The organism is Serratia sp. Sp408, from assembly GCF_057180665.1.
The window spans coordinates 418,076-444,267 of the sequence record NZ_JBXUFT010000001.1; the positions used below are offsets into that span (position 1 = coordinate 418,076).

28 protein-coding genes and 1 riboswitch are annotated in these 26,192 nt (G+C 58.2%); of the genes, 17 read left to right on the forward strand and 11 right to left on the reverse strand.

Going from position 1 to position 26,192, the window contains the following annotated elements:
• Window positions 1–116: 116 nt before the first annotated feature.
• Together AC2AXP_RS02075 and dmeF are read right to left on the reverse strand one after the other, a co-directional pair.
• On the reverse strand, window positions 117–599 hold the full coding sequence (locus tag AC2AXP_RS02075) for a kinase inhibitor (protein WP_430298939.1): 483 nt from the start codon (window positions 597–599) through the stop codon (window positions 117–119).
• Window positions 600–647: 48 nt separating this feature from the next.
• Window positions 648–1,634, reverse strand: coding sequence for a CDF family Co(II)/Ni(II) efflux transporter DmeF (gene dmeF / locus AC2AXP_RS02080; RefSeq protein WP_198772847.1), 987 nt, complete (start codon window positions 1,632–1,634; stop codon window positions 648–650).
• A gap of 78 nt (window positions 1,635–1,712) precedes the next feature.
• Between dmeF and AC2AXP_RS02085 the strand changes: the two genes are divergently transcribed.
• Complete coding sequence (locus AC2AXP_RS02085) at window positions 1,713–1,988, forward strand: metal/formaldehyde-sensitive transcriptional repressor (protein ID WP_004965709.1); 276 nt, start codon at window positions 1,713–1,715, stop codon at window positions 1,986–1,988.
• A gap of 2 nt (window positions 1,989–1,990) precedes the next feature.
• On the forward strand, window positions 1,991–2,392 hold the full coding sequence (locus AC2AXP_RS02090) for a YkvA family protein (RefSeq protein ID WP_004965707.1): 402 nt from the start codon (window positions 1,991–1,993) through the stop codon (window positions 2,390–2,392).
• A 2-nt stretch (window positions 2,393–2,394) separates the two neighbouring features.
• On the opposite strand, the gene bioA is transcribed toward AC2AXP_RS02090, so the two are convergent.
• Complete coding sequence (gene bioA / locus AC2AXP_RS02095) at window positions 2,395–3,669, reverse strand: adenosylmethionine--8-amino-7-oxononanoate transaminase (protein WP_430298941.1); 1,275 nt, start codon at window positions 3,667–3,669, stop codon at window positions 2,395–2,397.
• Window positions 3,670–3,758: 89 nt separating this feature from the next.
• Between bioA and bioB the strand changes: the two genes are divergently transcribed.
• The 4 genes from bioB to bioD are packed head-to-tail and all read left to right on the forward strand — an operon-like array spanning window position 3,759 to window position 7,377.
• Window positions 3,759–4,796: a biotin synthase BioB gene (bioB, locus tag AC2AXP_RS02100; protein ID WP_004965703.1), complete on the forward strand. Its 1,038-nt coding sequence runs from the start codon at window positions 3,759–3,761 to the stop codon at window positions 4,794–4,796.
• Window positions 4,796–5,956 (forward strand): 8-amino-7-oxononanoate synthase, encoded by a 1,161-nt coding sequence (bioF, locus tag AC2AXP_RS02105; RefSeq protein WP_004965702.1) that lies wholly within the window; start codon window positions 4,796–4,798, stop codon window positions 5,954–5,956. The genes bioB and bioF overlap by 1 nt, the downstream gene beginning before the upstream one ends.
• A complete protein-coding gene (bioC, locus tag AC2AXP_RS02110) occupies window positions 5,931–6,698 on the forward strand; it encodes a malonyl-ACP O-methyltransferase BioC (RefSeq protein ID WP_430298943.1) in 768 nt (255 codons plus the stop codon). Before bioF ends, bioC begins: the two co-directional genes overlap by 26 nt.
• Window positions 6,688–7,377: a dethiobiotin synthase gene (bioD, locus tag AC2AXP_RS02115; protein WP_004965700.1), complete on the forward strand. Its 690-nt coding sequence runs from the start codon at window positions 6,688–6,690 to the stop codon at window positions 7,375–7,377. Before bioC ends, bioD begins: the two co-directional genes overlap by 11 nt.
• 29 nt (window positions 7,378–7,406) lie before the next feature.
• Here bioD and AC2AXP_RS02120 read toward each other — a convergent pair whose 3' ends face one another.
• Window positions 7,407–8,117, reverse strand: coding sequence for an ATP-binding cassette domain-containing protein (locus tag AC2AXP_RS02120; RefSeq protein WP_004965699.1), 711 nt, complete (start codon window positions 8,115–8,117; stop codon window positions 7,407–7,409).
• Between the two features lie 1,173 nt (window positions 8,118–9,290).
• On the opposite strand from AC2AXP_RS02120, the gene uvrB reads away from it, so the two are divergent.
• Together uvrB and AC2AXP_RS02130 are read left to right on the forward strand one after the other, a co-directional pair.
• Window positions 9,291–11,303, forward strand: a complete 2,013-nt coding sequence (gene uvrB / locus AC2AXP_RS02125) for an excinuclease ABC subunit UvrB (RefSeq protein ID WP_430298944.1) — start codon at window positions 9,291–9,293, stop codon at window positions 11,301–11,303.
• Between the two features lie 107 nt (window positions 11,304–11,410).
• The gene (locus AC2AXP_RS02130) at window positions 11,411–11,656 is read left to right on the forward strand and encodes a VF530 family protein (RefSeq protein ID WP_004965697.1); all 246 of its coding nucleotides are present in this window, start codon (window positions 11,411–11,413) and stop codon (window positions 11,654–11,656) included.
• Here the strand turns inward: AC2AXP_RS02130 and yvcK are convergent.
• On the reverse strand, window positions 11,653–12,570 hold the full coding sequence (gene yvcK, locus AC2AXP_RS02135; RefSeq protein ID WP_004965696.1) for a uridine diphosphate-N-acetylglucosamine-binding protein YvcK: 918 nt from the start codon (window positions 12,568–12,570) through the stop codon (window positions 11,653–11,655). The genes AC2AXP_RS02130 and yvcK overlap by 4 nt on opposite strands.
• Before the next feature lie 382 nt (window positions 12,571–12,952).
• Window positions 12,953–13,095, forward strand: a riboswitch (molybdenum cofactor riboswitch).
• On the opposite strand from yvcK, the gene moaA reads away from it, so the two are divergent.
• The 7 genes from moaA to AC2AXP_RS02170 all read left to right on the forward strand — a co-directional run bounded on the left by moaA (window position 13,082) and on the right by AC2AXP_RS02170 (window position 17,277).
• The gene (moaA, locus tag AC2AXP_RS02140; protein WP_039992353.1) at window positions 13,082–14,068 is read left to right on the forward strand and encodes a GTP 3',8-cyclase MoaA; all 987 of its coding nucleotides are present in this window, start codon (window positions 13,082–13,084) and stop codon (window positions 14,066–14,068) included. (Overlaps the previous riboswitch by 14 nt.)
• 49 nt (window positions 14,069–14,117) lie before the next feature.
• Window positions 14,118–14,630: a molybdenum cofactor biosynthesis protein B gene (gene moaB, locus AC2AXP_RS02145; RefSeq protein ID WP_004965694.1), complete on the forward strand. Its 513-nt coding sequence runs from the start codon at window positions 14,118–14,120 to the stop codon at window positions 14,628–14,630.
• Between the two features lie 4 nt (window positions 14,631–14,634).
• The gene (gene moaC, locus AC2AXP_RS02150) at window positions 14,635–15,117 is read left to right on the forward strand and encodes a cyclic pyranopterin monophosphate synthase MoaC (RefSeq protein WP_004965692.1); all 483 of its coding nucleotides are present in this window, start codon (window positions 14,635–14,637) and stop codon (window positions 15,115–15,117) included.
• The gene (gene moaD, locus AC2AXP_RS02155) at window positions 15,110–15,355 is read left to right on the forward strand and encodes a molybdopterin synthase sulfur carrier subunit (RefSeq protein WP_004965690.1); all 246 of its coding nucleotides are present in this window, start codon (window positions 15,110–15,112) and stop codon (window positions 15,353–15,355) included. Before moaC ends, moaD begins: the two co-directional genes overlap by 8 nt.
• Before the next feature lie 2 nt (window positions 15,356–15,357).
• Window positions 15,358–15,810 (forward strand): molybdopterin synthase catalytic subunit MoaE, encoded by a 453-nt coding sequence (moaE, locus tag AC2AXP_RS02160; protein ID WP_039992833.1) that lies wholly within the window; start codon window positions 15,358–15,360, stop codon window positions 15,808–15,810.
• A 121-nt stretch (window positions 15,811–15,931) separates the two neighbouring features.
• Entirely contained in the window at window positions 15,932–16,642 is a 711-nt protein-coding gene (locus AC2AXP_RS02165; RefSeq protein WP_039992351.1) for a Bax inhibitor-1/YccA family protein, read from the forward strand.
• Window positions 16,643–16,848: 206 nt separating this feature from the next.
• Window positions 16,849–17,277, forward strand: coding sequence for a DUF2628 domain-containing protein (locus AC2AXP_RS02170; protein WP_004965682.1), 429 nt, complete (start codon window positions 16,849–16,851; stop codon window positions 17,275–17,277).
• 51 nt (window positions 17,278–17,328) lie between these two features.
• On the opposite strand, the gene AC2AXP_RS02175 is transcribed toward AC2AXP_RS02170, so the two are convergent.
• Genes AC2AXP_RS02175 through AC2AXP_RS02200 form a run of 6 tightly spaced genes read right to left on the reverse strand, consistent with a single transcriptional unit; the run spans window position 17,329 to window position 23,465 of the window.
• A complete protein-coding gene (locus AC2AXP_RS02175; protein WP_039992349.1) occupies window positions 17,329–17,646 on the reverse strand; it encodes a hypothetical protein in 318 nt (105 codons plus the stop codon).
• Between the two features lie 55 nt (window positions 17,647–17,701).
• Window positions 17,702–18,808 (reverse strand): ABC transporter permease, encoded by a 1,107-nt coding sequence (locus AC2AXP_RS02180; protein ID WP_004965679.1) that lies wholly within the window; start codon window positions 18,806–18,808, stop codon window positions 17,702–17,704.
• A gap of 9 nt (window positions 18,809–18,817) precedes the next feature.
• A complete protein-coding gene (locus AC2AXP_RS02185; protein WP_198772844.1) occupies window positions 18,818–19,990 on the reverse strand; it encodes an ABC transporter permease in 1,173 nt (390 codons plus the stop codon).
• Complete coding sequence (locus tag AC2AXP_RS02190) at window positions 19,987–21,735, reverse strand: ATP-binding cassette domain-containing protein (protein WP_004965676.1); 1,749 nt, start codon at window positions 21,733–21,735, stop codon at window positions 19,987–19,989. Before AC2AXP_RS02190 ends, AC2AXP_RS02185 begins: the two co-directional genes overlap by 4 nt.
• A 17-nt stretch (window positions 21,736–21,752) precedes the next feature.
• Window positions 21,753–22,748, reverse strand: a complete 996-nt coding sequence (hlyD, locus tag AC2AXP_RS02195; protein WP_430298945.1) for a secretion protein HlyD — start codon at window positions 22,746–22,748, stop codon at window positions 21,753–21,755.
• Between the two features lie 18 nt (window positions 22,749–22,766).
• On the reverse strand, window positions 22,767–23,465 hold the full coding sequence (locus AC2AXP_RS02200; RefSeq protein WP_004965672.1) for a transcriptional regulator: 699 nt from the start codon (window positions 23,463–23,465) through the stop codon (window positions 22,767–22,769).
• A gap of 307 nt (window positions 23,466–23,772) precedes the next feature.
• On the opposite strand from AC2AXP_RS02200, the gene rhlE reads away from it, so the two are divergent.
• Together rhlE and dusC are read left to right on the forward strand one after the other, a co-directional pair.
• Window positions 23,773–25,116: an ATP-dependent RNA helicase RhlE gene (gene rhlE, locus AC2AXP_RS02205; RefSeq protein ID WP_004965671.1), complete on the forward strand. Its 1,344-nt coding sequence runs from the start codon at window positions 23,773–23,775 to the stop codon at window positions 25,114–25,116.
• A 122-nt stretch (window positions 25,117–25,238) separates the two neighbouring features.
• A complete protein-coding gene (dusC, locus tag AC2AXP_RS02210) occupies window positions 25,239–26,174 on the forward strand; it encodes a tRNA dihydrouridine(16) synthase DusC (protein WP_198772843.1) in 936 nt (311 codons plus the stop codon).
• The last annotated feature ends 18 nt before the right edge of the window (window positions 26,175–26,192 follow it).

The window sequence follows — 26,192 nt, forward strand, 5'->3', positions numbered from 1 at the left end:
TAGATACTCGAGATACTTTATTTAGGGTATAGATACCCGTGATACTTGCAGCTGCCTCATATGATCTGCGCCGAATCAACTTTCCGTCGGGGCGGATACACCTGTCCCGAGCGTTCTCAGTTGTATTTTACCGTCAGCGTGGCGCTGCCGAGGCTGTGGAAATGCACGTTAAAGCCCACCAACGCGCCGCTGGAACCTTCATCCACCTCAATGCTTTCCACGTCCAGCGCATGCACGGTGAACTGATAGCGGTGGCTTTCGCCCTGCGGCGGTGCCGCACCGCCGTAGCCCGCCTGGCCGAAGTCGGTGCGGGTTTGAATGGCGCCGGCTGGCAGTGCCGCCTTGCCGGAGCCAGCACCCTGAGGCAGCTCACGCACCTGTGCGGGGATATTGACTACCACCCAGTGCCACCAGCCGGAACCGGTCGGGGCATCGGGATCGTAAACGGCGACCACGAAACTTTTGGTGCCTTCTGGCACGCCATCCCAGGCCAGATGCGGCGACAGGTTATCGCCGTGGTAGCCCATGCCGTTAAATACCTGGCGCTCCGGCATTTTCGTGCCGTCTTGCAAATCGTTGCTGTACAAACGAAAAGTCATAATGACTCCCAGTTGTCGATAAAAGCTGAACCCCTAAGCTAGATCGTTTTAGCGGAACAATACAACCCCCTGCGCCAGCGGCGGTCGGTTGATCTCGACCGTGACGTGCACCAGTTCATGATGCACGGCCAGCAGTTGGCGCACCCGATCGGCGGTCAGCGTGGTATCGGCGCTGCTCAGCGCGATAACGCACTGGTATTTCCCTTTGCCGATGCGCCCAAGGTGTAAATCAGTAACAGTCAGCGCATGGCCACAGCCGGCCAATTGTTGGCGAATTTCTGTTACCACCGGCGCGTCCATCTCGGCATCCAGCAAGACTTTGCCGCAGTCGCGTATCAGGCTAAAGGCCCATACCGCCACCAGGGCGGCACCGGCGATCCCCATCAGCGGGTCGAGCCAGTTCGCTCCCCACAGCTTGCCGCCAAATAGCGCAACGATCGCCAATACCGAGGTCGCCGCGTCGGCGATAACGTGCAGATAGGCTGAGCGCAGATTGAGATCCTGCCGATGTTCGCCAGCCGGCGGCGTATGTGCCGGGGAATGATCGTGATGACCATGTTGATGATGGTGGTGATGGCCGCTATCGCGCAGCAGCCAGGCGCAGGCCAGATTTACCACCAGCCCGACCATGCCGATGACGATGGCCTGGTTGTAGTGAATGGCGCTTGGGTTGAGCAGCCGTTGCGCCGATTGGAACAGCATCAACGCCGCCACCAGCATCAGCAATAGCGCGCTGGTATAGCCGGCCAAGACTTCTATTTTCCAGGTCCCGAGGCTGAAGCGGCGATCGCGCGCCAGCCTGCGAGCGGCAGCGTAGGCCAGCAGCGACAGGCCCAGCGCCAGCGCGTGCGAGCTCATGTGCCAGCCGTCGGCCAGCAGCGCCATCGAGTTGAACCACCAGCCGCCAACGATTTCAATCACCATCATCAGTGCGGTCAACAGCACCGCCCAGCGTGTGTTTCTTTCGGCCAATGGGTTACCATCATCAAAAACGTGGCTGTGTTCACGCTGGCGGCTGGGGGCGTATAAAGACATGGCGGCGAGATTTCCTGTCGTAACTCCATCTTCAATTATACTATACCCCAGTATAGTAAGTAGCAATGGGAAGTGAGCATGAGCCATACCATCAAAGACCAGAAAAAACTGCTGGCACGGGTGCGACGAATCAAAGGACAGGCGGAAGCGTTGGAAAGAGCGCTGGAGAATCAGTGCGAATGTTCTGCTATTCTGCAACAGATCGCGGCGGTTCGCGGCGCGGTAAACGGTTTGATGGCGCAGGTGCTGGAAGGGCATGTGCGCGAGCATCTCGCCGCTGAAGATTCGACGCAGCAGCAGCGTGAGCAGAACATTGAGCAATTGATGACGGTTTTACGTTCTTATATGAAGTAAACATGATTTCTTTGAAAAAACGCACGCCGTGGTTTGGTTGGCTACGCCGCTGGGCCAAGGGCATCAAACGCGACATTGTAGCGCTGTGGCTGGCGGCGCGCGATCGCCGTACGCCGTGGTATGCCAAGCTGATCGCCTTGCTGGTGGCGGGCTATGCGGTGTCGCCGATCGATCTGATACCGGATTTTGTTCCGCTGCTGGGCTATTTGGACGACGTGATTATCGTACCACTGGGCATCATGTTGGCGGTACGTTTAATCCCCAAACCGCTGATGGCGGAGCTGCGCGCCAAGGCGCAAAAGCGCATTGACAACCCGCGGGGGCGTTTCGCCGCGCTGGTGATCGTGGTGCTGTGGATCCTGTGCCTGGTGTGGCTGGCCCGTTATCTGGACCAGCACTGGTAAGGCTAGGCGACCGCAGCGCCAATCGCGTCGGTCAGGCGGCTGAGCTGTTGCGGCTGGATGATATACGGCGGCATCAGATAAATCAGTTTGCCAAATGGGCGTATCCACACGCCGCGCTCGACAAACAGGCGTTGCAGTTGCGCGACGTCGACCGGCTGATGCATCTCCACCACGCCAATCGCCCCCAATACCCGCACGTCAGCCACCTTGGGCAGTGCGGCCAGCGGCAATAGCTGCTGCTTGAGTTGCTGTTCGATCGCCGCCACCTGTTGTTGCCAGCGATTTTCCGCCAGCAGTGACAGGCTGGCGCTGGCAACGGCGCATGCCAGCGGATTGCCCATAAACGTCGGGCCATGCATAAAACAGCCGGCCGCGCCGTTACTGATGGTTTCAGCGACGTGGCGGGTAGTCAGCGTGGCGGAGAGCGTCATATAGCCACCGGTCAGCGCCTTGCCCAGACACAGGATATCCGGGGTGATATCGGCATGCTCGCAGGCGAACAGTTTGCCGGTACGGCCAAAGCCGGTGGCGATTTCGTCGGCAATCAACAACACCTGATGGCGATCGCACAGTTCCCGTACTCGACGTAAATAGGTCGGATGATAAATCCGCATTCCGCCGGCGCCTTGCACCACCGGTTCCAGGATCACTGCGGCCACTTCACCGGCATGCTGTTCCAGCAGCGCGGCAAACGGCGCGATATCCTGCTCGTCCCACTGGTCGTCGAAACGACATTGCGGCGCGCTAGCGAACAGGTGCGACGTCAGATAGCCCTGATACAGGCTGTGCATCGAGTTGTCCGGATCGCACACCGACATGGCACCAAAGGTATCGCCGTGATAACCGTGGCGCAGCGTAAGGATCCGCTGGCGTTTCTCGCCACGCGCCTGCCAGTATTGCAACGCCATTTTCAACGACACTTCCACCGCTACCGAGCCGGAATCGGCCAGGAATACGCATTCCAGCGCCGCCGGCGTAATGTCAACCAACTGACGGCACAGGGCGATGGCCGCCGGGTGGGTAATGCCGCCGAACATCACGTGGGACATTTTTTCCAGTTGGCTGTTTGCCGCCTGATTTAACCGAGGGTGGTTGTAACCGTGGATCGCCGCCCACCACGAGGACATGCCGTCGACCAGTTTGCGGCCATCGGCCAGCTGCAGCTCGACGCCCGACGCGGCCTCGATCGGGTAGCAAGGCAGCGGGTGACTCATCGAAGTGTAGGGGTGCCAGATGTGGCGTTGATCAAATTCAAGGTCGGCGGCGGAGATAGACATACTTGTAAACCAAATCAATTACTGAATGGTTGACAGTATATCCACAATATCTAAACTGACGACACTTTTTTCGTTTTGGAGACGCCGTCATGGCTGACCGCATTCACTGGACCGTAGGGCAAGCCCAAGCCCTGTTTGACAAGCCGTTACTCGAGCTGTTGTTTGAAGCACAGACCATTCATCGCCAGCATTTCGACCCACGCCAGGTGCAGGTCAGCACTCTGTTGTCGATCAAGACCGGCGCCTGCCCGGAAGACTGCAAATATTGTCCGCAAAGCTCACGTTATAAAACCGGGCTGGAAACTGAGCGGCTGATGCAGGTTGAGCAGGTGCTGGAATCGGCGCGCAAGGCCAAAGCCGCCGGCTCGACCCGTTTCTGCATGGGCGCGGCGTGGAAAAACCCGCACGAGCGCGATATGCCGTATCTGCAACAGATGGTGCAGGGCGTGAAGGCAATGGGGATGGAAACCTGCATGACACTGGGCACCCTTGACGGTACCCAGGCCGAACGTCTGGCCGACGCGGGGCTGGATTACTACAACCATAACCTGGACACCTCGCCAGAATTTTACGGCAATATCATCACCACGCGCAGCTATCAGGAGCGACTGGATACGCTGGATAAAGTGCGCGACGCAGGCATCAAGGTCTGTTCCGGCGGCATTGTTGGCCTGGGGGAAACGGTACGCGATCGCGCCGGCCTGCTGGTACAGCTGGCCAACCTGCCCAAACCGCCGGAAAGTGTGCCGATCAACATGTTGGTGAAGGTGAAGGGGACGCCGCTGGCGGATAACGACGACGTCGATCCGTTTGATTTCATTCGTACCATCGCGGTGGCGCGCATCATGATGCCTGGCTCTTACGTGCGGCTGTCCGCCGGTCGTGAGCAAATGAATGAACAGACGCAGGCGATGTGCTTTATGGCCGGCGCCAACTCAGTCTTCTACGGCTGTAAATTACTGACCACGCCGAACCCGGAAGAAGACAAGGATTTGCTGCTGTTCCGCAAGCTGGGCCTTAATCCGGAGCAGACCGCGACGGAACACGGTGATAACCAGCAACAGCAGGTGTTGGCGCAGCAATTGCTGAATGCCGATACCGCCGAGTATTACAACGCGGCGCTGTAATGAGCTGGCAACAACGGATCGATAGGGCGCTGGCCCAGCGGCGACAGGCAGCCGCTTATCGTTCGCGTCAGGTGAATCAGGGCGGCAATGGCCGCCATATTCAGCTGGACCAACGGCAATATCTCAATTTTTCCGGCAATGACTATCTGGGGTTGAGCCGGCACCCGGCGGCGATCGCTGCCTGGCAGCAGGGGGCGCAGCAGTATGGCGTCGGCAGCGGCGGATCGGGCCATGTGACCGGATTTAGCCTGCCGCATCAGCAACTTGAGTCGCAGTTGGCGGAGTGGCTCGGCTATCCACGCGCGCTGTTGTTCATTTCCGGTTATGCCGCGAATCAGGCATTGCTGGCGGCGTTGATGCAGGTTGATGACCGTATTCTGGCAGATAGGCTCAGCCATGCTTCGTTGCTGGAAGCGGCCGCTCACTCACCTGCGCAACTGCGGCGTTTTCAACATAACCAGCCGTCGTCATTGGCCGGTCTGCTGGCAAAACCCTGTAGCGGGCAGCAGTTGGTGGTGACCGAAGGCGTGTTCAGCATGGACGGCGACGCGGCGCCGTTGGCGGAGTTGCAGCAACTCAGCCGGCAGCAGGGCGCATGGCTGATGGTCGACGATGCCCACGGCATCGGGGTGCATGGCGAGCAGGGACGCGGCAGCTGTTGGCAACAGCAGGTGCGGCCGGAGGTGCTGGTCGTCACCTTTGGCAAGGCGTTCGGCGCCAGTGGCGCAGCGGTACTGTGCGACCAACCGTTGGCGGAATACCTGCTGCAGTTTGCCCGCCATCTGATTTACAGCACCGCCATGCCACCGGCGCAGGCCTGTGCGCTACAGGCGGCGCTGCGTTGCGTGCAGCAGGGGGATGAATTACGCCGCCGTCTGCACCACAACATTCAGCGTTTTCGCGCCGGCGTTGCCGGCTTGCCGTTAACCTTGACCGAGTCGCACACCGCTATCCAGCCGCTGCTGGTAGGGGATAACCAACGCGCGCTCGATCTGGCAGAGCAACTGCGTCAGCACGGGCTGTGGGTCAGCGCCATTCGGCCGCCCACGGTTCCGCCGGGCGGCGCGCGGCTGCGCATTACCCTGACGGCGGCGCATCAGCCGCAAGACATCGATCGCCTGCTGGAGGTATTGCATGATATCAGCACAGAAAACTATTGATAAACATGCGGTTGCATCGGCGTTCAGTCGTGCGGCACAAAGTTATGACGCCGCTGCAGCACTGCAGCGTGAGGTTGGCGAGCGCTTACTGGGGATGGGGAGTATGCATCCGTCGCGGCAGGTGCTCGACGCCGGTTGCGGCACCGGTTATTTCAGCCGCCGCTGGCGTGAGCTGGGCAAGCAGGTCACCGCGCTCGATCTGGCGCCGGGCATGTTGGCCTTCGCCCGTCAGCAGCAGGCGGCGGATGACTATCTGCTCGGCGATATCGAGCATATTCCGCTGCCGGACGCCTGCGTTGATCTCAGCTTCAGCAGTCTGGTGGTGCAATGGTGCAGCGATCTGCCGGGTGCATTGGCCGAACTGCGCCGCGTCACGCGGCCGGGCGGTCTGACCCTGTTTTCGACTCTGGCACAGGGATCGCTACATGAATTGGGCGATGCCTGGCAGCAGGTTGACGGCGAGCGCCACGTAAACCAATTTTTGCCGCTGTCGGCGATCGAAGCGGCCTGCGCGCCGTATCGCCACCGACTTGAGGCGGTATGCCGCACGCTGAATTATCCGGATGTGATGACCGTGATGCGATCGCTGAAAGGCATCGGTGCGACGCATTTGCATCAGGGGCGCGATGCCGGGTTGATGTCCCGTCGCCGCCTGAAGGCGTTACAGGCGGCGTATCCCTGCCAACAGGGACAATTCCCGCTCAGTTATCAGTTAGTTTATGGAGTGATTTATGGCGATTAAGCGTTGGTTTGTCACCGGAACCGATACCGAAGTGGGCAAAACCGTGGCCAGTAGCGCATTGCTGCAAGCGGCGCAGTTGGCCGGTTACCGCTGTGCCGGTTACAAACCGGTGGCTTCCGGCAGCGAAATGACGCCGGACGGTCTGCGCAATAGCGATGCGCTGGCCTTGCAGGCCAACAGCAGCATTGCGCTGGGCTATCATGACGTCAACCCTTATACCTTTGCCGAACCGACCTCGCCGCACATCGTCAGCGCGGCGCTGCAACAGCCGATCGTCTTTGAGCGACTGTCTGCCGGTTTACGCAGGCTGGAGCAACGCGCCGACTGGCTGCTGGTGGAAGGCGCCGGCGGCTGGTATACGCCGCTCAGCGAAACGCAAACCTTTGCCGATTGGGTACAGCAGGAGCAACTGCCGGTGCTGTTGGTGGTCGGTATGAAGCTCGGTTGCATCAACCATGCGCTACTGACCGCGCAGGCGGTGCAGCAGGCCGGCTTGACGCTGGCCGGTTGGATCGCCAATGATGTGGCGCCGCCGGGGCGACGCCATCAGGAGTATCTGACCACGCTGCGTCGCATGCTGCCAGCGCCGATGCTGGGGGAAATTCCGCATCTGCCGCAGGCCGAAGGTCAGCCGCTGGGGCAGTATCTGAACCTGTCGCAGCTGTCGTCGGCAGTATGATATGACACAGCAGCGCGCCTGCTGCTGCGTCATACCGTCAGATAGGCGCTGATCAGCCCCTCGTCCAGTTGCTCCACGGTGCCGGTAGCGACGTTGCGCCCTTGATCCATCAGGCAGAAACGATCCGCCACACGGCGAATAAACGGCAGTCGGTGTTCGACCAGCAGGATGGTGATGCCGAGTTCCCGGTTGAGTTTGTGGATCACGTTGCCTATCTCCGCCGCGATAGACGGCTGGATGCCGACCGTCGGCTCATCGAGGATTAGCAGCTCAGGTTCCAGCACCAGCGCCCGGCAAATAGCCAACTGCTGCTGTTCGCCTGCGGCCAGATCGCCGGCACGGCGGCCGCGCATCGCTTTCAGATTCGGGAACAGGCTGTAGATTAGCGGTGGGATACGGCGGGTTCTATCGTGTCCCGCCATCAGCGCAACCTGCAGATTCTCCTCGACGCTGAGCGGCGAAAAAATCTGCCGCCCCTGCGGCACATAACTGATGCCCAGCGCCGCGCGAGTCTCGACCGGCTGCTGCAACAGATTTTGCGGCGGCTCGTCGGCCAGCTGCCAGGTCATACTGCCGCTCACCACTGGCAAATGTCCCATGATGCAGTTCACCAGCGTGGTTTTTCCCACGCCGTTGCGCCCCAGCAACACCGTACATTGGCCACGTGGCAACTCCAGATTGATATCCCACAACGTATGGTTCTGCCCGTAAAATTGATTTACTGAACGTAGGCTTAACATTCGGCATTCTCCTCAAAGACCTGTTTCACACTCATGCAACCTGTGCCTCCGTGCTTTTTCCTTTCCTTCGCGGTTAGCGATTTCTTTCCCGAGTGGTTTAACGTCCAGAACAAAATGCCGCCTGGGCTGCGCGGTAATTGCAGTACAGGTTGGGGCTAAAAAAACGATGTTTGGCTAAAAATGGTGCTTTATGACCGAATAACGCGTCTATTCGCTTTTTTTGGCGCTCTGAGCCATCATCCTTTGTATGGCGACGGCGTCACGACAAACAGTTATTCCTGTCGTCTCTCAATAAAAAGCAAGCGGTCTGCACTTGTCTGCCACTCAGTATTGCAACTCTCAGGCCAACTTTTATCGGTCAATAAAAAAGCAGCTTGTTATTGTTATGTTAAGCTGAGCGCTTGTGGCGACCGGGGCCGCTGCGCAGGGCAAAATATCGACGCAGCTTGATTCGAACGTTTTTTGCACTGTTACGGTGCCACCTCGTTGAAACATGGTGCAAGGCTGTGGCGGCGATGGTCGGCGTTTCGCCACCGTCGGAGGCAAATGAGTGAAATGCATTTATGGCAATGGGCATTTTTAGTATTTATAGGCATAAACAAAGCAATAAAAGTGTCAAAAAATAACTAAAAAAGCCGCCTCGAAGCCGATGCCAGCGAAAAAACGATTTTTCTGTAACTCCCGTGGCTGGCGGGGCGGTGAGAGTTATCCACCATTCCTGTGGATAACCTTGTGTATTAGATTTAGAAAAGCGGTTTAAAGCGAGAGCCGGCGCGGGTTGTCTTCGCATTGTCCGGATTCTCGTCTTTTTACTAAAGTCTTTTTTTATCAAGTACTTAATTAAAAGCAATATGCGAAGGCATTGCTGGCAATCCTATGTATGATTTTTCGCCTCGCCGCTATCAATAAGTTAATTCGCGACAAATTCTGGGGATAAAACGGTTATTGACAATAAAAATGTCACCGCAGTGTAACCTTGGCGGTGCAACGGGTTTTTGGCCGGGTACGACAAAGCCACTAATCCGCTTGAAGCTGGTTTTATATCCAGTATCATAGGCACTGGCGAAAATCGCCGCGACTTTCCATACTTACAGGCCGCTGTGCCGACGGGTTCGCATCCGCGGTTGGGGTAGGCGCAGGCAACCCTGCGGCGACGGGAATGATGAAGGGTATATGAGTAAACTTTTTAAACTGCATTCAGACTTCAAACCGGCCGGCGACCAGCCGGAGGCCATTCGCAAGCTGGAAGAAGGGCTGGAAGATGGCCTGGCGCACCAGACGCTGCTGGGGGTTACCGGTTCGGGGAAAACCTTCACCGTTGCCAACGTGATCGCCGATCTGAACCGGCCAACGATGGTGCTGGCGCCCAACAAAACGCTGGCGGCGCAGCTGTACGGCGAAATGAAAGAGTTCTTCCCCGAGAATGCGGTGGAATACTTTGTCTCGTATTACGATTACTACCAGCCGGAAGCCTACGTGCCGAGCTCGGATACCTTCATCGAAAAGGACGCTTCGGTAAACGAACATATTGAGCAAATGCGCCTGTCGGCGACCAAAGCGCTGCTGGAGCGGCGTGACGTGGTGGTGGTGGCGTCGGTCTCGGCGATCTACGGTCTGGGCGATCCGGATCTGTACCTCAAGATGATGCTGCACCTGACCAAGGGCATGATCATCGACCAGCGTTCGATCCTGCGCCGACTGGCGGAGCTGCAATATACCCGTAACGATCAGGCGTTCCAGCGCGCTACCTTCCGGGTGCGTGGCGAAGTGATCGATATCTTCCCGGCGGAATCCGACGAGCTGGCACTGCGAGTTGAACTGTTCGACGAGGAGGTCGAGCGGTTGTCATTGTTTGATCCGCTCACCGGTCAGGTCGAACAGGTGGTGCAGCGTTTTACCATTTACCCGAAGTCGCATTACGTCACGCCGCGTGAACGCATTCTGCAGGCGATGGAAGAGATCAAGGTCGATCTGACCGAGCGTCGTCAGGTGCTGCTGGCCAATAACAAACTGCTGGAAGAGCAGCGGCTGACGCAGCGCACCCAGTTCGATCTGGAAATGATGAACGAGCTTGGCTACTGTTCGGGCATCGAAAACTATTCGCGGTATCTGTCCGGTCGCGGCCCGGGTGAGCCACCGCCGACGTTGTTCGATTATCTGCCTGCTGATGGCCTGTTGGTGGTGGATGAATCGCACGTCACCATCCCGCAGATTGGCGGTATGTACAAAGGCGACCGTTCGCGCAAGGAAACGCTGGTGGAATATGGTTTCCGCCTGCCTTCGGCGCTGGACAACCGACCCATGCGCTTTGAGGAGTTCGAGGCGCTGGCACCGCAAACCATTTACGTTTCGGCGACGCCGGGCAAATACGAACTGGAAAAATCCGGTGGCGACGTGATCGACCAGGTAGTGCGGCCGACCGGTCTGCTGGATCCGCAAGTGGAAGTGCGGCCGGTGACGACCCAGGTCGACGATCTGCTGTCGGAGATCCGTAAACGGGTAGCAGTCAACGAGCGGGTGCTAGTGACCACGCTGACCAAACGCATGGCGGAAGATCTGACCGAATATCTTGAAGAGCACGGCGAGCGCGTACGTTATCTGCATTCCGACATCGACACCGTCGAACGCGTCGAAATCATTCGTGATTTGCGTCTGGGCGAGTTTGACGTGCTGGTGGGCATCAACCTGTTACGAGAAGGCCTGGACATGCCTGAGGTGTCGCTGGTGGCGATTCTCGACGCAGATAAAGAGGGCTTCCTGCGTTCCGAACGCTCGTTGATCCAGACCATCGGCCGTGCGGCACGTAACCTGAACGGCAAGGCGATTCTGTATGGCGACAGAATCACCGACTCGATGGCCAGAGCGATCGGCGAAACCGAGCGGCGCCGCGCCAAACAGCAGGCGTACAACCAGGAAAATGGCATTGTGCCGCAGGGGCTGAACAAGAAAATTGCCGATATCCTGCAACTGGGTCAGCCGTCATCGCGTGGCAAGGGCAAAGGGAAGAGCAAGGCGGCAGAAAACGCTACCCAGTATCAGCAGCTCACTCCTAAAGCGCTGGATCAGAAGATCCGCGAGCTGGAAGCACAGATGTACACCCACGCACAGAATCTGGAGTTCGAACAGGCGGCGGCGTTGCGGGATGAAATCCATCAGTTGCGCGAGCAGTTTATCGCCATCTCCTGACGCAGTCGTAGCCGGGGGCGATAAAGTAACAAATTTCTTGTCGCGCCCGGCAAAGCTGATTAAGGTGTGCGGCCGAATATGCCAAGCCAAATGAGTTGAATTGCACGATGAGCGAACATAAATCCAAAGATCCGTTGCATGGCATCACGCTGGAGCAGTTGTTAAACCGGCTGGTGGCGACCTACGGCTGGTCCGGGCTGGCCGAGCGCATCCGCATCAACTGTTTCAGCAGCGATCCGAGCATCAAGTCCAGCCTGAAGTTTTTGCGCCGCACGCCGTGGGCGCGCAAGCAGGTAGAAGATCTTTATCTCGCCATGATCGGCGAGAATCCATGGTATCAGGGCAAAGACTAAGGGCGTGCCGCCAGTTCAATCAGCGCCCTTTCGAGCGCCTGGCGCAGGAGTTGGCGATCGTGACGGTAGGGAATGTCGCTGGCCTCAAGGTTTTGCTGAATCACAACCCGATCCTGCACCGAAGCGCTATTGATCGCCGGGCTGACGATCACTGCGTCGATCATTTTACGGCCGATCTTTTCTTCCATCAGATCCAGCTTGTCTTTTAGCGACAGCGCGGCGGCGGCAACGCTGAGCTCGCGCCCCAGATTGTCGATATAAATCAGGTTGGCGCTACTGCGGCGCAGGGCCTGGGTCAAATCGTCAAGCAACAGCAGCGGCATCAGGCTGGTCAGGAAACTGCCCGGGCCAATCAGAATCAAATCCGCCTGCGCAATCGCATCCACCGCTTCTCGGGTGGCGTGCACATGCGGCGACAGCATCAATTCCTGCGGCATCGCGGTCAGTTGATCGACATTGACTTCGCCATAGACGTGATTGCCTTCGTGATCGTGTGCCATCAGATCCACCGGCTGTTCCGACATCGGGATCAACGCCGCATCGACTTTCAACAGACTGCGAACCAGGTTGATCGCTTCCAGCGGCCGCACGCTCAGGTGATCGAGTGCCTTCAGCATCAGATTACCCAGATTATGTCCCGACAGCTCGCCGTTGCCGCTGAAACGGTATTCAAACATGGCGGAGGCGACGCTGGGTTCGGTTATCAGCTGGTTCAGGCAGTTCCGGGTATCACCCCAGGCAATGCCGCCCTCAGAGCGACGGATCCGCCCGGTGGAGCCGCCATTATCGGTGGTGGTGACGATGCCGGTCAGGCGGGATCCCAAAGACGACAGCGATGACATCACGCGGCCAAGGCCATGGCCGCCGCCTAATGCCACCACGCGATCCAGATCGGCGAGGGTACGATTACGCATAAAATTCCTTATACCTGTCCGTTTGCTATCGCTGGACTGGCGTATTTCTGAGACGGTTTACCGGCAGATGCCCGTTACGCTGCACGCTGTTTAGCGCATAAAGTAGCGGATTTGGCGCAAAAAGGCGAAGAAGAGTGTCATTTGCCTGATTCTGGTCAATTCGTCTGCGCAAGCAGCGGTTATCATGCTTAACTTGTTTGGCAGAGCCTAAAATCGCTGTATAGACAATTATATAGCGAAATTGCACATTGGCTATCGTCGATAATTGGCGCTAGAATTCTGCTGAAAACCACGGTTTCATTCCGGCTACGTGCATGGTCGTATCCCCGCAGGTGGCAAACAGCATCCGTCACTGGCGGTGCGGTTTGCCAGACGCAGGCAGATGAAATCAAAACTCCTAGCCCTTGGGCCTACGTTATTCCACGTGAATGATATGGCGCCTGGGCCGTGGCGAAGTCAGCCACCAGGGTGCAGCTAGAAATGTCTGCATCTCCCGACTTGGAAAGGTGTTATGGTGCCGCAACTTACCGATGCTTTTGAGCGCAAGTTCTATTACCTGCGCCTGTCGATCACCGACGTGTGCAACTTCCGTTGTACCTACTGTCTGCCGGATGGCTACAAACCGACCGCCAGCCCCAAGGCCTTTCTGTCGCTGGATGAAATTCGGCGCGTCAGCCGGGCGTTTGCCGAACTCGGCACCGAAAAGGTGCGGCTGACCGGCGGCGAGCCGTCGTTGCGCCGCGACTTTACCGACATCATTGCCGCCGTGCGTGAAAACCCGGCGATCCGCCAATTGGCGGTGACCACCAACGGCTATCGCATGGCGCGCGACGTTGCGCAGTGGCGTGACGCCGGCTTGACCGCCATCAACGTCAGCGTCGACAGTCTCGATGCGCGCCAGTTTCATGCCATTACCGGTCAGGACAAGTTCCACCAGGTGATGGCGGGAATCGATGCCGCTTTTACTGCCGGCTTCAGCAAGGTGAAAGTCAATGCGGTGCTGATGCGCGACGTCAACCATCACCAGCTTGACACCTTCCTCAACTGGATCCGCCAACGCCCGATTCAACTGCGTTTCATCGAACTGATGGAAACCGGCGAAGGCGGCGATTTGTTCCGCAAACACCACGTTTCGGGAGAAGTGCTGCGCCAGCAACTGGAACGGCAAGGCTGGCAGCGGCAACCGCGTGGCCGCAGCGATGGCCCGGCGCAGGTGTTCAGCCATCCGGATTACCTGGGCGAAGTCGGGCTTATCATGCCATACGAAAAAGACTTCTGCGCCAGCTGCAACCGGCTGCGGGTTTCCGCCATCGGTAATCTGCATTTGTGCCTGTTTGGTGAACAGGGGATCCCGCTGCGCGACCTGCTGGCTGACGATCGACAGTTGCAGGTGCTGAAACAACGTATTCAGAGCGGCTTGCTGAGCAAGAAACAGACCCATTTTCTGCATCAGGGCAACAGCGGCATTACCCAGAACCTTTCTTTCATTGGCGGCTGATCCGGCGTTTGCCAAGGCAATCAGGATCTTACAGTACAGGAGCAGCGACATGAGCCATGCCAGCAGCGAATTCATCCCGGCGCGTATCGCCATTTTGACCGTCTCTGACAGTCGCGGTGAAGCAGAGGACACCTCTGGTCACTATTTGCAGCAAGCGGCGTTGGAAACCGGGCATCAGGTGGTGGCGCGCGCCATTGTCAAAGACGACATTTACCAGATTCGCGCGCAGGTTTCCGCCTGGATCGCCGACCATCGGGTGCAGGCGGTGCTGATTACCGGTGGCACCGGCTTCACCGCGCGTGACAACACGCCGGAAGCGCTGCTGCCGCTGTTCGACCGTCAGATCGACGGCTTCGGCGAACTGTTTCGCATGGTGTCATATGAAGACATCGGCACGGCGACCATTCAGTCGCGCGCGCTGGCCGGTATTGCCAACCAGACGGTGCTGTTCGCCATGCCGGGATCTACCCGCGCCTGCCGTACCGCATGGGAACGCATTATCGAATCGCAGCTGGATGCGCGTAACCGCCCGTGCAATTTTCATCCACATCTGAAGAAGTAACCCCATGACGCAGCTAACTCATATAAACGCCGCCGGCGAAGCGCATATGGTCGATGTTTCGGCCAAGGCGGAAACGGTACGCGAAGCGCGAGCCGAAGCCTTTGTCGAGATGCATGCCGCTACGCTGGCGATGATCGTCGACGGCAGCCACCACAAGGGCGATGTGTTTGCCACCGCGCGCATTGCCGGCATTCAGGCGGCGAAACGCACCTGGGAACTGATCCCGCTGTGCCACCCGCTGATGTTGAGCAAAGTCGAAGTCCAACTGGAAGCACAGCCGGAGCATAGCCGGGTGCGTATCGAAACCCGCTGCCGCCTGAGCGGCAAAACCGGGGTGGAAATGGAAGCGTTGACCGCTGCGTCGGTGGCTGCGCTGACCATTTACGACATGTGCAAAGCGGTGCAGAAGGACATGGTGATTGGCCCGGTGCGTCTGCTGGCGAAAAGCGGCGGAAAATCCGGCGATTTTGAGGTGAGATATGATTGATATTCTGTTTTTCGCACAGGTACGTGAACTGATTGGCACTGAAAGCCTGAGCCTGCCGGCGGAGTTTGCCAACGTCGAAGCACTGCGTCAGGCGCTGTGCCAGCGCGGCGATCGCTGGGCGCTGGCGCTGGAGTCAGGCAAGTTGTTGATGGCGGTAAATCAGTCGCTGGTGGGCGCGGAGCACCCGCTGAACGCCGGTGATGAAGTCGCTTTCTTTCCGCCGGTAACCGGAGGATGAGCGTGGAAAATACGCGTATTCGCGTGGGTAGCGCGCCGTTTGGCGTGGGCGAGGAATACCAGTGGCTGGCGCAGTGCGATGATGATGGCGCGGTAGTGACCTTCACCGGCAAGGTGCGCAATCATAATCTGGGCGCTGACGTCAGCGCATTGACGCTGGAACATTATCCCGGCATGACCGAAAAAGCCTTGACCGCCATCGTGGTGGAAGCTCGCGAGCGTTGGCCGCTGCAGCGCGTCAGCGTCATCCATCGGGTGGGCGAACTGTTCCCTGGTGATGAAATCGTGTTCGTTGGTGTCACCAGCGCACATCGCAGCATGGCGTTCGACGCCGCCGAATTTATCATGGACTATCTGAAGACCCGCGCCCCGTTCTGGAAGCGTGAAGCCACCGGACAGGGTGAACGCTGGGTTGACGCGCGTGACAGCGATCGGCAGGCGGCAAAACGCTGGTAGGCCGCAGGCTGGGGTAACAAATCCATACCTTTGTCCGCAGCGGGTTACATATTCTGTGGTACGCTTAATACCGGTGGGGGCTTTCCCCGAACTTTGGTTTTACATGTAAAAGGTAACCGTCATGGACCGATATCCACGTTCCAATGGTTCGATCGTCGAACGTGCCGGCAGCGGCATTCAAACCTATATGGCGCAGGTGTATGGCTGGATGACCTGTGGCCTGCTGTTAACGGCCTTTGTTTCCTGGTACGCGGCGAACACGCCGGCGATACTCAACTTCATCTTTTCCAGCCAGATCACCTTCTTTGGCCTGATCATCGCGCAGTTGGCGCTGGTGTTCGTTATTTCCGGCATGGTGAACCGCCTGAGTGGCGCGGTGGCCACCTCGCTCTTCATGCTGTATTCGGCGCTGACCGGCTTGACGTTATCCAGCATCTTTATCGTTTATACCTACAGTTCGATTGCCAGCACCTTCGTGGTTACCGCCGGCATGTTTGGCGCCATGAGCCTGTATGGCTACACCACCAAGCGCGATCTTAGCGGCTTCGGCAATATGCTGTTTATGGCGCTGATCGGCATCGTGCTGGCCTCGCTGGTCAACTTCTGGCTGAAGAGTACCGCATTGATGTGGGCGATCACCTATATCGGCGTGGTGGTGTTCGTTGGCCTGACGGCCTATGACACCCAGAAACTGAAAGCGATGGGCGAGCAGCTCAACCCGGATGACAAGGACGGTTTTCGCAAATACGCCATCGTTGGCGCGCTGACGCTGTACCTGGATTTCATCAACCTGTTCCTGATGCTGTTGCGCATTTTCGGCAACCGCCGCTAATAGTCGGAGCGCGTCATAGCGGCGCGCAAACGATCGAAAACCGCCCCCGGGCGCTGTCTGACGACGGCGCCTTTTTTTGCGCCAGCGTATAATACATTAATAATTCTTTGCTGTTTTATTGACATCAATAGGGCTATTTCGTTGAATGACTAGGCTCTATGGAAAGGTCATAATTTAAAAATTACAGTGATGGTAAAGAGGTGTTTATGCATAAAGAGTTAAGCCTAAAATGGCAGGCGCGTTTTGCGCTGTTCGATAGCGTCGGCGGCGATATCACGTCTGACGAATACCGGCAGAAAATCAAGGAGCTGGGTTTCTTTGGCCGCTTGAAGTACATGATGAATTTTTTCGCCTTTTTCTTCGGCATTATCTATTTCTGCATTCTCGGATTGTGGAAGAAAGGGCTGGTGCTGTTCGTCGGCATGTGCGTAGTTAACGTGATCATCGGCATGGTTGAATATTCGACCGGCAACGATCTGGACGGGCTGGTACGCGGGGTGAATATCGCCTATGCGGTGATGTGCGCAATGACCGCCAATTACGCCTACTACCTGAAGGAAACGAAGGGTATCCAGGGTTGGAACCCGTTTGAAGGCTTTAGCAAAAGCTCAGCGGCCAACATCGCGCAACGCTAAGCGCCAGCCATCGGCAAGGCGGGTTGCCCATGGCCAGGCTGCCACTGCCGGCTAGGTCACCAGCAACAGGGCAATGGCGTAGAGCGCGAACACCGCCAGCGCAGTCAGCAATGACAGCAGCGCGCGCCATTTCAACGACGATTTGAACAGCCCGACCAGCGCCAGGTAAAACACCGCCAGATTGGCGATCAGATTGCCGCCGACCAGCGCCAGCATCGCCAGATTGACCCATTCCGCGCTGTCCTCCGGCAGCAGTACGCCGGCCAGATAGATAATCACCACCATCAGCAGGCTGATGATGGCCAGCCGAAAGGCAAAGCGGATCATACTGTTGAATTCGTCGTTTTTTATCGTCGGATTATCGCTCATCACCGTTTCTCCGTGGGGGCGACGGGCGCGGTTACCGAGCCGCATCGCCGTGCCGTCAGGCAATCTTGCGGCGGAACATGGCATAGGCGGCGCTGCCGGTGGTCACGGTGATCGCCAGCAGCGGCCATAGACTGTGCCAGATAATGGCAAAACTGGCGTCTTTCAGGTAGATCTGTTTGGTGATGTCGGTAAAGTGGCGAATCGGATTGGCCCAGGTCAGGTTCTGCAACCACACCGGCATGTTTTCCACCGGCGAAACGTAGCCGGAAAGCAGAATGGCCGGCATCATAAACACGAACACGCCGATAAACGCCTGCTGCTGGGTCGCGCACAGCGATGAAATCAGCAGCCCGAAGCCCACCAGCGACAGCCCGTAGATCAGCATGGTGGCATAGAACAGCAGCAGTGAGCCGGCAAACGGGATCTGATAGAGAAAGATGCCAATCAGCAGTACGATCGAGGCCTGAAAGGTGGCGACCATCAGTGCCGGCACCGCTTTGCCGATAAATATCTGCCAGGTATTGAGCGGGGAAACCAGTAGCTGCTCCAGCGTGCCCTGTTCCCGTTCGCGCGCCACCGACAGCGAGGTGACGATCATCACGCCAATGGTGGTGATCATGGCAATCAGCGACGGCACGACAAACCATTTATAATCGAGATTCGGGTTATACCAGTTGCGTACCACCAGCTCGCTGTTATTGGGTTTCTGCCGTTGACCAATCAGTTCATTTTGATAATCCTGCACGATCTGCTGAACGTAGTTGGCGGCAATCTGCGCGCTGTTGGAGTTGCGGCCATCGAGGATCAGCTGCAGCGGTGCCGGGTTGCCGTTGGCAATATCGCGTGAAAACTGCGCCGGAAAGCGGATCAGCAACAGCGCCCGCTGATTATCGATGGTATCGCGGATCTGCTGCGGACTGCGCAACAGCAGCACATGCGGGAAGGCTTTCGCTTTGGCGAAGCGTTGGGTCAGCTCGACCGACGCGTGTCCGCTGTCCTCGCTGTACACTGCAATGGTGGCATTGGTCACTTCCAGCGTAGCGGCGAACGGGAACAGCAGCACCTGCAAAATGACCGGCAGTACCAGAATGGCGCGGGTCTGCGGATCGCGCAGCAGCGACTGCATTTCCTTGATAATCAATGTCCAAAGCCGATGGAACATGGTTTCCCCTTAATCCAGTCGTCGCTGGGTCTTCCAGGCGGTCAGACCGATAAACACCACCGCTGAAGCAACCAGGAACAGCAGGTTGATCAGCAGCATCGAGCCGATATTGCCCGCCAGAAACAGCGTTTTCAGCGTGCTGACAAAGTAGCGTGCCGGGATGATATAGGTAACGGCGCGCACCACTGCCGGCATGCTGTCGATCTGAAAAATAAAACCGGAAAGCATAATCGAAGGCAGGAAGGCGGCGTTCAGCGCCACCATTGCCGCATTAAACTGGTTGCGGGTAACGGTGGAAATCAACAGTCCCATGCCCAGCGTACCGATCAGGAACAGGCTGCTAATGACCCACAGCAGCAGTAGCGAACCGCGGTACGGCACGCCAAAGATAAACACCGATACCACCATGCACAACGCCATGGCGATCATGCCAAGGAAATAATAGGGCACCAGTTTGGACAGCAACAGCTCGCTGCGCGTCACCTGCGTTGACAGCAGCGCCTCCATGGTACCGCGTTCCCATTCGCGGGCGATCACCAGCGAGGTGAGGATCGCGCCGATTACCGTCATGATGATGGTGATGGCGCCGGGAATGATAAAGTGCTGGCTGATGGCCGCCGGGTTGAACCAATAGCGCATCTGCACCTCGATCAGCGGCCGATCCTCACGCCCGGCGTCGGTGGCGCGCTGTTGCTGCCACACTTGCCATACCCCCTGGGTGTAGCCCTGCACAAAATTGGCGGTGTTGGGCTCGCTGCCGTCGGTGACGATCTGGATCGGCGCCTGATCGAACGGCCGCGCCATGCGCTGGGCGAAATCCACCGGGATCACCACCAGACCGCGGATGGTGCCGGCCTGCATTTTTTCGATCAGCGCCTGACGATTATCACTGATGGTGGGATCGATATACGGCGATCCGGCAAAGGCATTGGCCAGATCGCGCGCGTCTTCACTTTGCTGCTCAAGTAGAATACCGAGGCGCAGCTTGCTGGAATCCAGATTGATGCCATAACCAAAGATGAACAGCAGCATCAGCGGGATTAAAAACGCGATCAGCCAGCTGCTGGGATCGCGCAGCATCTGTCGCGTTTCCTTGAGGCACAGTGCGCGCAGCCGTCGCCAGGAGAATCGGCTGTCGCCCGTCGGCAACGAATTGCGGTTATTGGCCACCTTGTCGTTCACGGCTGTTCCTCCCGATCGTAACCCTGCACCAGTTCGATAAACGCCTGCTCCATTGACGGATTCGGATTGTGGTCGCTGGCGATGCGTTGTTTGAGATCGTCCGGCGTGCCGGCGGCGATGATTTTTCCGCGATACACCAGCCCGATGCGATCGCAGTATTCCGCTTCGTCCATAAAGTGGGTGGTGACCATCACCGTCACGCCTTTATCGACCATGCCGTTGATATGCAGCCAGAACTCGCGCCGGGTCAGCGGATCGACTCCGGAGGTCGGCTCATCGAGAAACAGAATGTCCGGTTCGTGCATCAGCGCACAGGCCAACGCCAAACGCTGCTTGAAACCGAGCGGCAGCGCATCCGGCGTCTGGTTGAGGATGGGCGCGAAATTGAAGGCGCTGGACATTTCGTTGATTTTCTCGCGCTGTCGCCTGCCGCTCAACCCATAGACGCCAGAAAAGAATTTAAGGTTCTGCGCCACCGTCAGGTTGCCATACAGCGAGAATTTCTGCGCCATATAGCCCAGATGTTGACGCGCCTTGCCGGAACCGGTTTTAAGATCCATCCCCAGTACCAGCGCCTTGCCGTCGCTGGGCACCAGCAGGCCGCACATCATTTTAAAGGTGGTGGACTTGCCGGCACCGTTCGGCCCCAGCAGGCCGAAGATTTCACCGCGCTGCACCTTGAAATCCACATGGTCGGTGGCGGCGAAGTCGCCGAACCTTTTGGTCAGGCTCTGCGCTTCGATCACCGTCTCCGTACTGTTGCCCTCGACGCTGGGCATGATATCCGCCAGCGCCGAACGACTGTTTGGCCCACCGCCGAGCAAATCGATAAACGCATCTTCAAAGCGCGGTTCCGCTTCCATCAGTTGCGCATCGGCAACCGCCAGATCGTCAAGCACCTGACGATGATCGACATGCGGTTTCAGGATCAACCGCAGGTACTTGCCCTGGATGACGCCGTCGGTGACCGTCGGCAGGCAGATCGCCCGTTGCAGCAGCGCGCGATGGCTGCCGGCCGGTACGGCGATCAGTACCGTTCGCCCGGCCATGCGCTGGGTCAGCTCTTTGGGAGCGCCGCTGAACAGCAGTTCGCCTTCGTTCAATAGCAAAACTTCGCGACACTGCTCGGCTTCGTCGAGGTAGGAGGTGCTCCACAGGATCAGCATGCCGTCGTTAGCCAGCTCGTGCACCATGCGCCACAGTTCGCGGCGCGAAATCGGATCGACGCCGACCCCTGGCTCATCCAGCAGCAGCACCTGCGGTTCGCCAACCAGGGTACAGGCCAACCCCAGCTTTTGCTTCATGCCGCCAGACAGCTTGCCGGCCAGGCGATCGGTAAAACGCGTCAGATCGGTAAACGCCAGCAGGCGTTCGAAGGTGGTGCGGCGCTGTTCGCCGATAACGCCGCGCAGATCGGCATACAGCGTCAGGTTTTCCATCACCGTCAGATCTTCATACAGGCCGAATTTCTGCGGCATATAGCCAAGAATGGCGTGCAATTGACGATCCTGGGCGATCGGATCCAGCCCGGCGACGCGCAGCGTGCCGCTGCTGGGCTTCAACAGACCGGCCAGCATGCGCAGCAGGGTGGTTTTACCCGCGCCATCCGGCCCCACCAGCCCGGTCACCGCGCCGCTGCGCAACTGGATGGTCAGGCTGGCTACCGCCGGTTTATCCAGCGCAGGGAAGCGTTTTTCCAACGCCTCCAGATCGATGGTATGTGCCCGTTGTTGTTCCATCACCATTCCCAACAGATTATGACCTAGGGTTGCTGGCCGTTGGCAAAGCGCAGGGTGACCGGCATGCCCTGGCGCAATCCGTCGTCGGCGTCGGTGACGATCACCCGCAGGCGGTACACCAGATCGGTACGCAAGTCGGTGGTTTCGACGCTTTTCGGCGTAAATTCGGCGGTTGGCGACACGAAGCCGATTTTGCCGTGATACGGTTTGCCCGGACGCCCATCGGTATAGATTTCCAGTTCGGTCCCCGGCGCTGCCTGGCCGAGACTGGCTTCACTGACGTAGGCGCGTACCCACACCGGCGTGGTCAGCGACAGGGTGAATACCGTACTGCTGGCGCTGAGCATGGTGCCCGGCTCCACCGCCCGAGTCAGTACGGTGCCGGCGGACGGTGACAACAAGCCGGTGTCCTGGACGTCCAACTGCGCCTGAGCCAGTGAGGCTTGCGCCTGTGCCACTTCCGCTTTGGCCTGCTCGATTTCCTGCGGCCGATTGCCGCTGAGATATTGCGCCAGTTTGTCCTTTGCCGCCTGCAAGTTGGCCTGTGCCTGGTTGCGCGCGGTGCGTGCATCCTCCAGCGCATCGGCGGACGTGGCGCTTTTCGCCCATAATCCCTGCTGGCGTTTTAGAAAACTGTCGGCATAGTTAAAGGCGGAGAGTTTTTGCGCCATTTCGGATCGCACCTGGGCTATCTCTTCGGCGCGATAGCCGGCCAGCAACAGCGCCAGTCTGGCCTGAGCGCTGCCAACGTTGGCCTTGGCCTGCTGCAATGCATTGCGATAAGGGCCGTCATCCAGTTTGCCGAGCAGTTGACCGGGTTGCACGGTATCGCCTTCATCCACCGTCAGCGAGGACAACCGCCCGCTGACGCGAAAGCCCAGATTGACGGTGCGGATGTCCACATTGCCATACAGCGTCAAGGGCTTGTGCTGTTGCTGCTGGTAATACCACCACCCGGCGGCTGCGGCGGCGAGCAGTGCCACAATCGCCAGCATCCAAATGACTCTTTTGTTGTTCATAACACTCCCTGCCAAAGTTTATGCGCCATAACGGTGGCGTAAGCCATTAACCAGAAGATCGATATGTTCAGCCAGTACCTCAGCGATTTGCGCCGCTTCATTCGGGCCAATATGCTGCCAGCCGGCCTGACGGCGGATGGTCTCGCGCGCCACGCGAAACGACAGCACCTCTCCGAGCAGCGCATGGGTATGCAGCACGATTTTGGTGGATTGCGCGTCGATACCGCTGTAGGCCGCCAGCAGTCGGCACAGTTTGTCATGCAGCGGCGCGATGACCTGCTGATGGATCAGCGGATAGGCGTCTGAGGGGGAGAGCTGTTCGCGCGACATGATTTTGCTGAGATTGAGCGTATGCGGCTGGGTCATCAGTTCACTGAAGGCCAGCAGTCCGCGCTTGAGGTGGTAGAGATAGTGTTCCGGCAAGCGTTCCGTTGCTGGCAGCAGCCAGAAACGGTCGATTTCGTCGGCCAGCGGTCGGAAAGCCTGTTGGATAAAATCGGCAATCCATTGTGCGACCGCCAGATAAAGTCCTTCTTTGGAGCTGAAATAGTAGGTAATGGCGGCGATATTCTGGCCGGCTCGCTGGGCGATAACGCGGGTAGTGGCACCCTGAATGCCGAATTCGCCAAACACGTCGATGGCAGCGCTAATCAACTGTTCGCGCGCCTGTTCGCCGCGTGGGCGGTTGTTCGGGGGCGTACTTTCAGCAAGAGGCATACGGCATCGCCTGCAAAAGTTAATCAATCGTATGATTAACTTTAGGCGGGTTGCGTGAGAATGCAAGCACTATAACCCTTCATTTAGTAAGTCAATGAGTCGTCGCCTGGCCAGTTTTCCGGCATAATGTGCTATCGCGCGCTAAAATTGCCTTTTCTTGTTCGACTTCTGCTACAATCGGCCGCTTGGTGCACTGCAGTTTGTGCCAATCCCTCGTGGTCATGCTTAATGTCCCGTCTGATCGTCCTCCCCGGAAACTGCACCGAACTTTGTTTAGGTTAGGGGGGATCTGGAGTCTTTCTCTACTATGTCATTTGAAACCCTCGGCTTAAGTGCTGAAATCCTGCGCGCTGTTGAAGAACAGGGCTATCGCGAACCTACGCCAATCCAGCGTCAGGCGATCCCTGTGGTGCTTGAAGGCCGTGATTTGATGGCCAGCGCCCAGACCGGTACCGGCAAAACCGCTGGTTTTACCCTGCCGGTATTGCAACTGCTGAGCAAGCATGACCATGCGGTCAAAGGCCGTCGTCCGGTGCGTGCGTTGATCCTGACGCCAACCCGCGAACTGGCGGCGCAAATCGGCGAAAACGTGCAAGCCTACAGTAAACACCTGCGTCTGCGTTCGCTGGTGGTGTTTGGCGGCGTCAGCATCAACCCGCAGATGATGAAACTGCGCGGCGGCGTGGACATTCTGGTGGCAACGCCGGGCCGTCTGCTGGATCTGGAACATCAGAACGCCGTTGACCTGTCCAAAATCGAAATTCTGGTGCTCGACGAAGCCGACCGCATGCTGGATATGGGCTTTATCCATGATATCCGTCGCGTGCTGTCCAAGCTGCCGCCGAAGCGCCAAAACCTGCTGTTTTCCGCCACCTTCTCTGACGAAATCAAAGGGCTGGCCAGCAAGCTGCTGCACAACCCGGCGTCGGTGGAAGTTGCACGTCGCAACACCGCCTCCGAACAGATCGAACAAAGCGTGCATTTCGTTGACAAGAAGCGTAAGCGGGAACTGTTGTCGCAGATGATCGGCGAAGGCGACTGGCGTCAGGTGCTGGTGTTTAACCGCACCAAGCACGGTGCCAACCACCTGGCTGAACAGCTGAACAAGGACGGCATCACCGCCGCCGCGATCCACGGCAATAAAAGCCAGGGTGCGCGTACGCGTGCATTGGCCGACTTCAAGGACGGCAAAATTCGCGTGTTGGTTGCCACCGATATCGCCGCACGCGGTCTGGATATCGACCAGCTGCCGCACGTGGTGAACTACGAGCTGCCGAACGTGCCGGAAGATTACGTGCACCGCATCGGTCGTACCGGGCGTGCCGAGCGTACCGGTGAAGCGATCTCACTGGTGTGCGTCGACGAACATAAACTGCTGCGCGACATCGAACGCCTGCTCAAGCGTGAAATTCCACGTATTGCCCTGCCGGGTTATGAACCGGATCCGACCATCAAGGCGGAGCCGATCATCAACGGTCGTCAAGGCGGCGGGCGCGGTGCGCCACGCGGCAACGGCGGCGGCCAGCGCAATGGCAACGGCGGCGGTCAGCGTGAAAACCGTGGCAATGGCAACGCGCGGCCACAGGGCGATGGCCAACGTCGTGGTGCGCCACCGGCGCGTCGCCCACGTCGCAGTAAACCGGCTGAGTAAGCTCACCGTGTAAATCATCAGGCCGCCGTTTATCGGCGGCTTTTTTTATGCTGAGATTACGTTGTCTGGCGCCGGGGTTCCCCCGTATCATGGCGCCTCTTTTTTAACTGGAGTGGGTGTTAATGCGCGTTTTATTGGCGCCGATGGAAGGCGTTCTCGACTCCCTGGTCCGCGAATTGCTCAGCGAAGTGAACGATTACGATCTGTGCATCACCGAATTTCTACGCGTGGTCGATCAACTGCTGCCGGTGAAATCGTTTTATCGCCTGTGCCCCGAACTGCACCATGCCAGTCGCACACCGTCCGGTACGCTGGTGCGTATCCAACTGTTGGGTCAGTACCCCGAATGGCTGGCGGAAAACGCCGCCCGCGCGGTAGAACTCGGCTCCTACGGCGTGGATCTCAACTGCGGCTGTCCGTCGAAAACGGTCAACGGCAGCGGTGGCGGCGCGACGCTGCTCAAAGATCCCGAACTTATCTACCAGGGCGCCAAAGCCATGCGCGCAGCGGTGCCGGCGGAGCTGCCGGTAACCGTCAAGGTGCGGCTGGGGTGGGATTCGCCCCAGCACAGCCTTGAAATCGCCGACGCGGTGCAACAGGCCGGTGCAAGCGAGCTGGCGGTACATGGCCGTACCAAGGAGGACGGCTATAAGGCCGAGCGCATCAACTGGGCGGCGATTGGCGAGATTCGCCAACGGTTGACGATCCCGGTGATTGCCAACGGCGAAATCTGGGATTACGCCAGTGCACAGCAATGTATGCAGATCACCGGCTGCGACGCGGTGATGCTCGGACGCGGTGCGCTTAACATTCCCAATTTGAGCCGGGTGGTGAAATACAACGAACCACGGCTACCGTGGCCGCAGGTGGTGCAGTTGCTGAAAAAATACGTACGGTTGGAAAAGCAGGGCGATACCGGCCTGTATCACGTGGCGCGCATCAAGCAGTGGTTGGGCTATTTACGTAAGGAATACGCCGAGGCCAGCGATCTGTTTGCCGAGGTTCGCGCATTGGCGACGTCAGCCGATATTGCGCGGGTGATTAGCGCGCAAAAATAATGGGGCGCCATGGCGGCG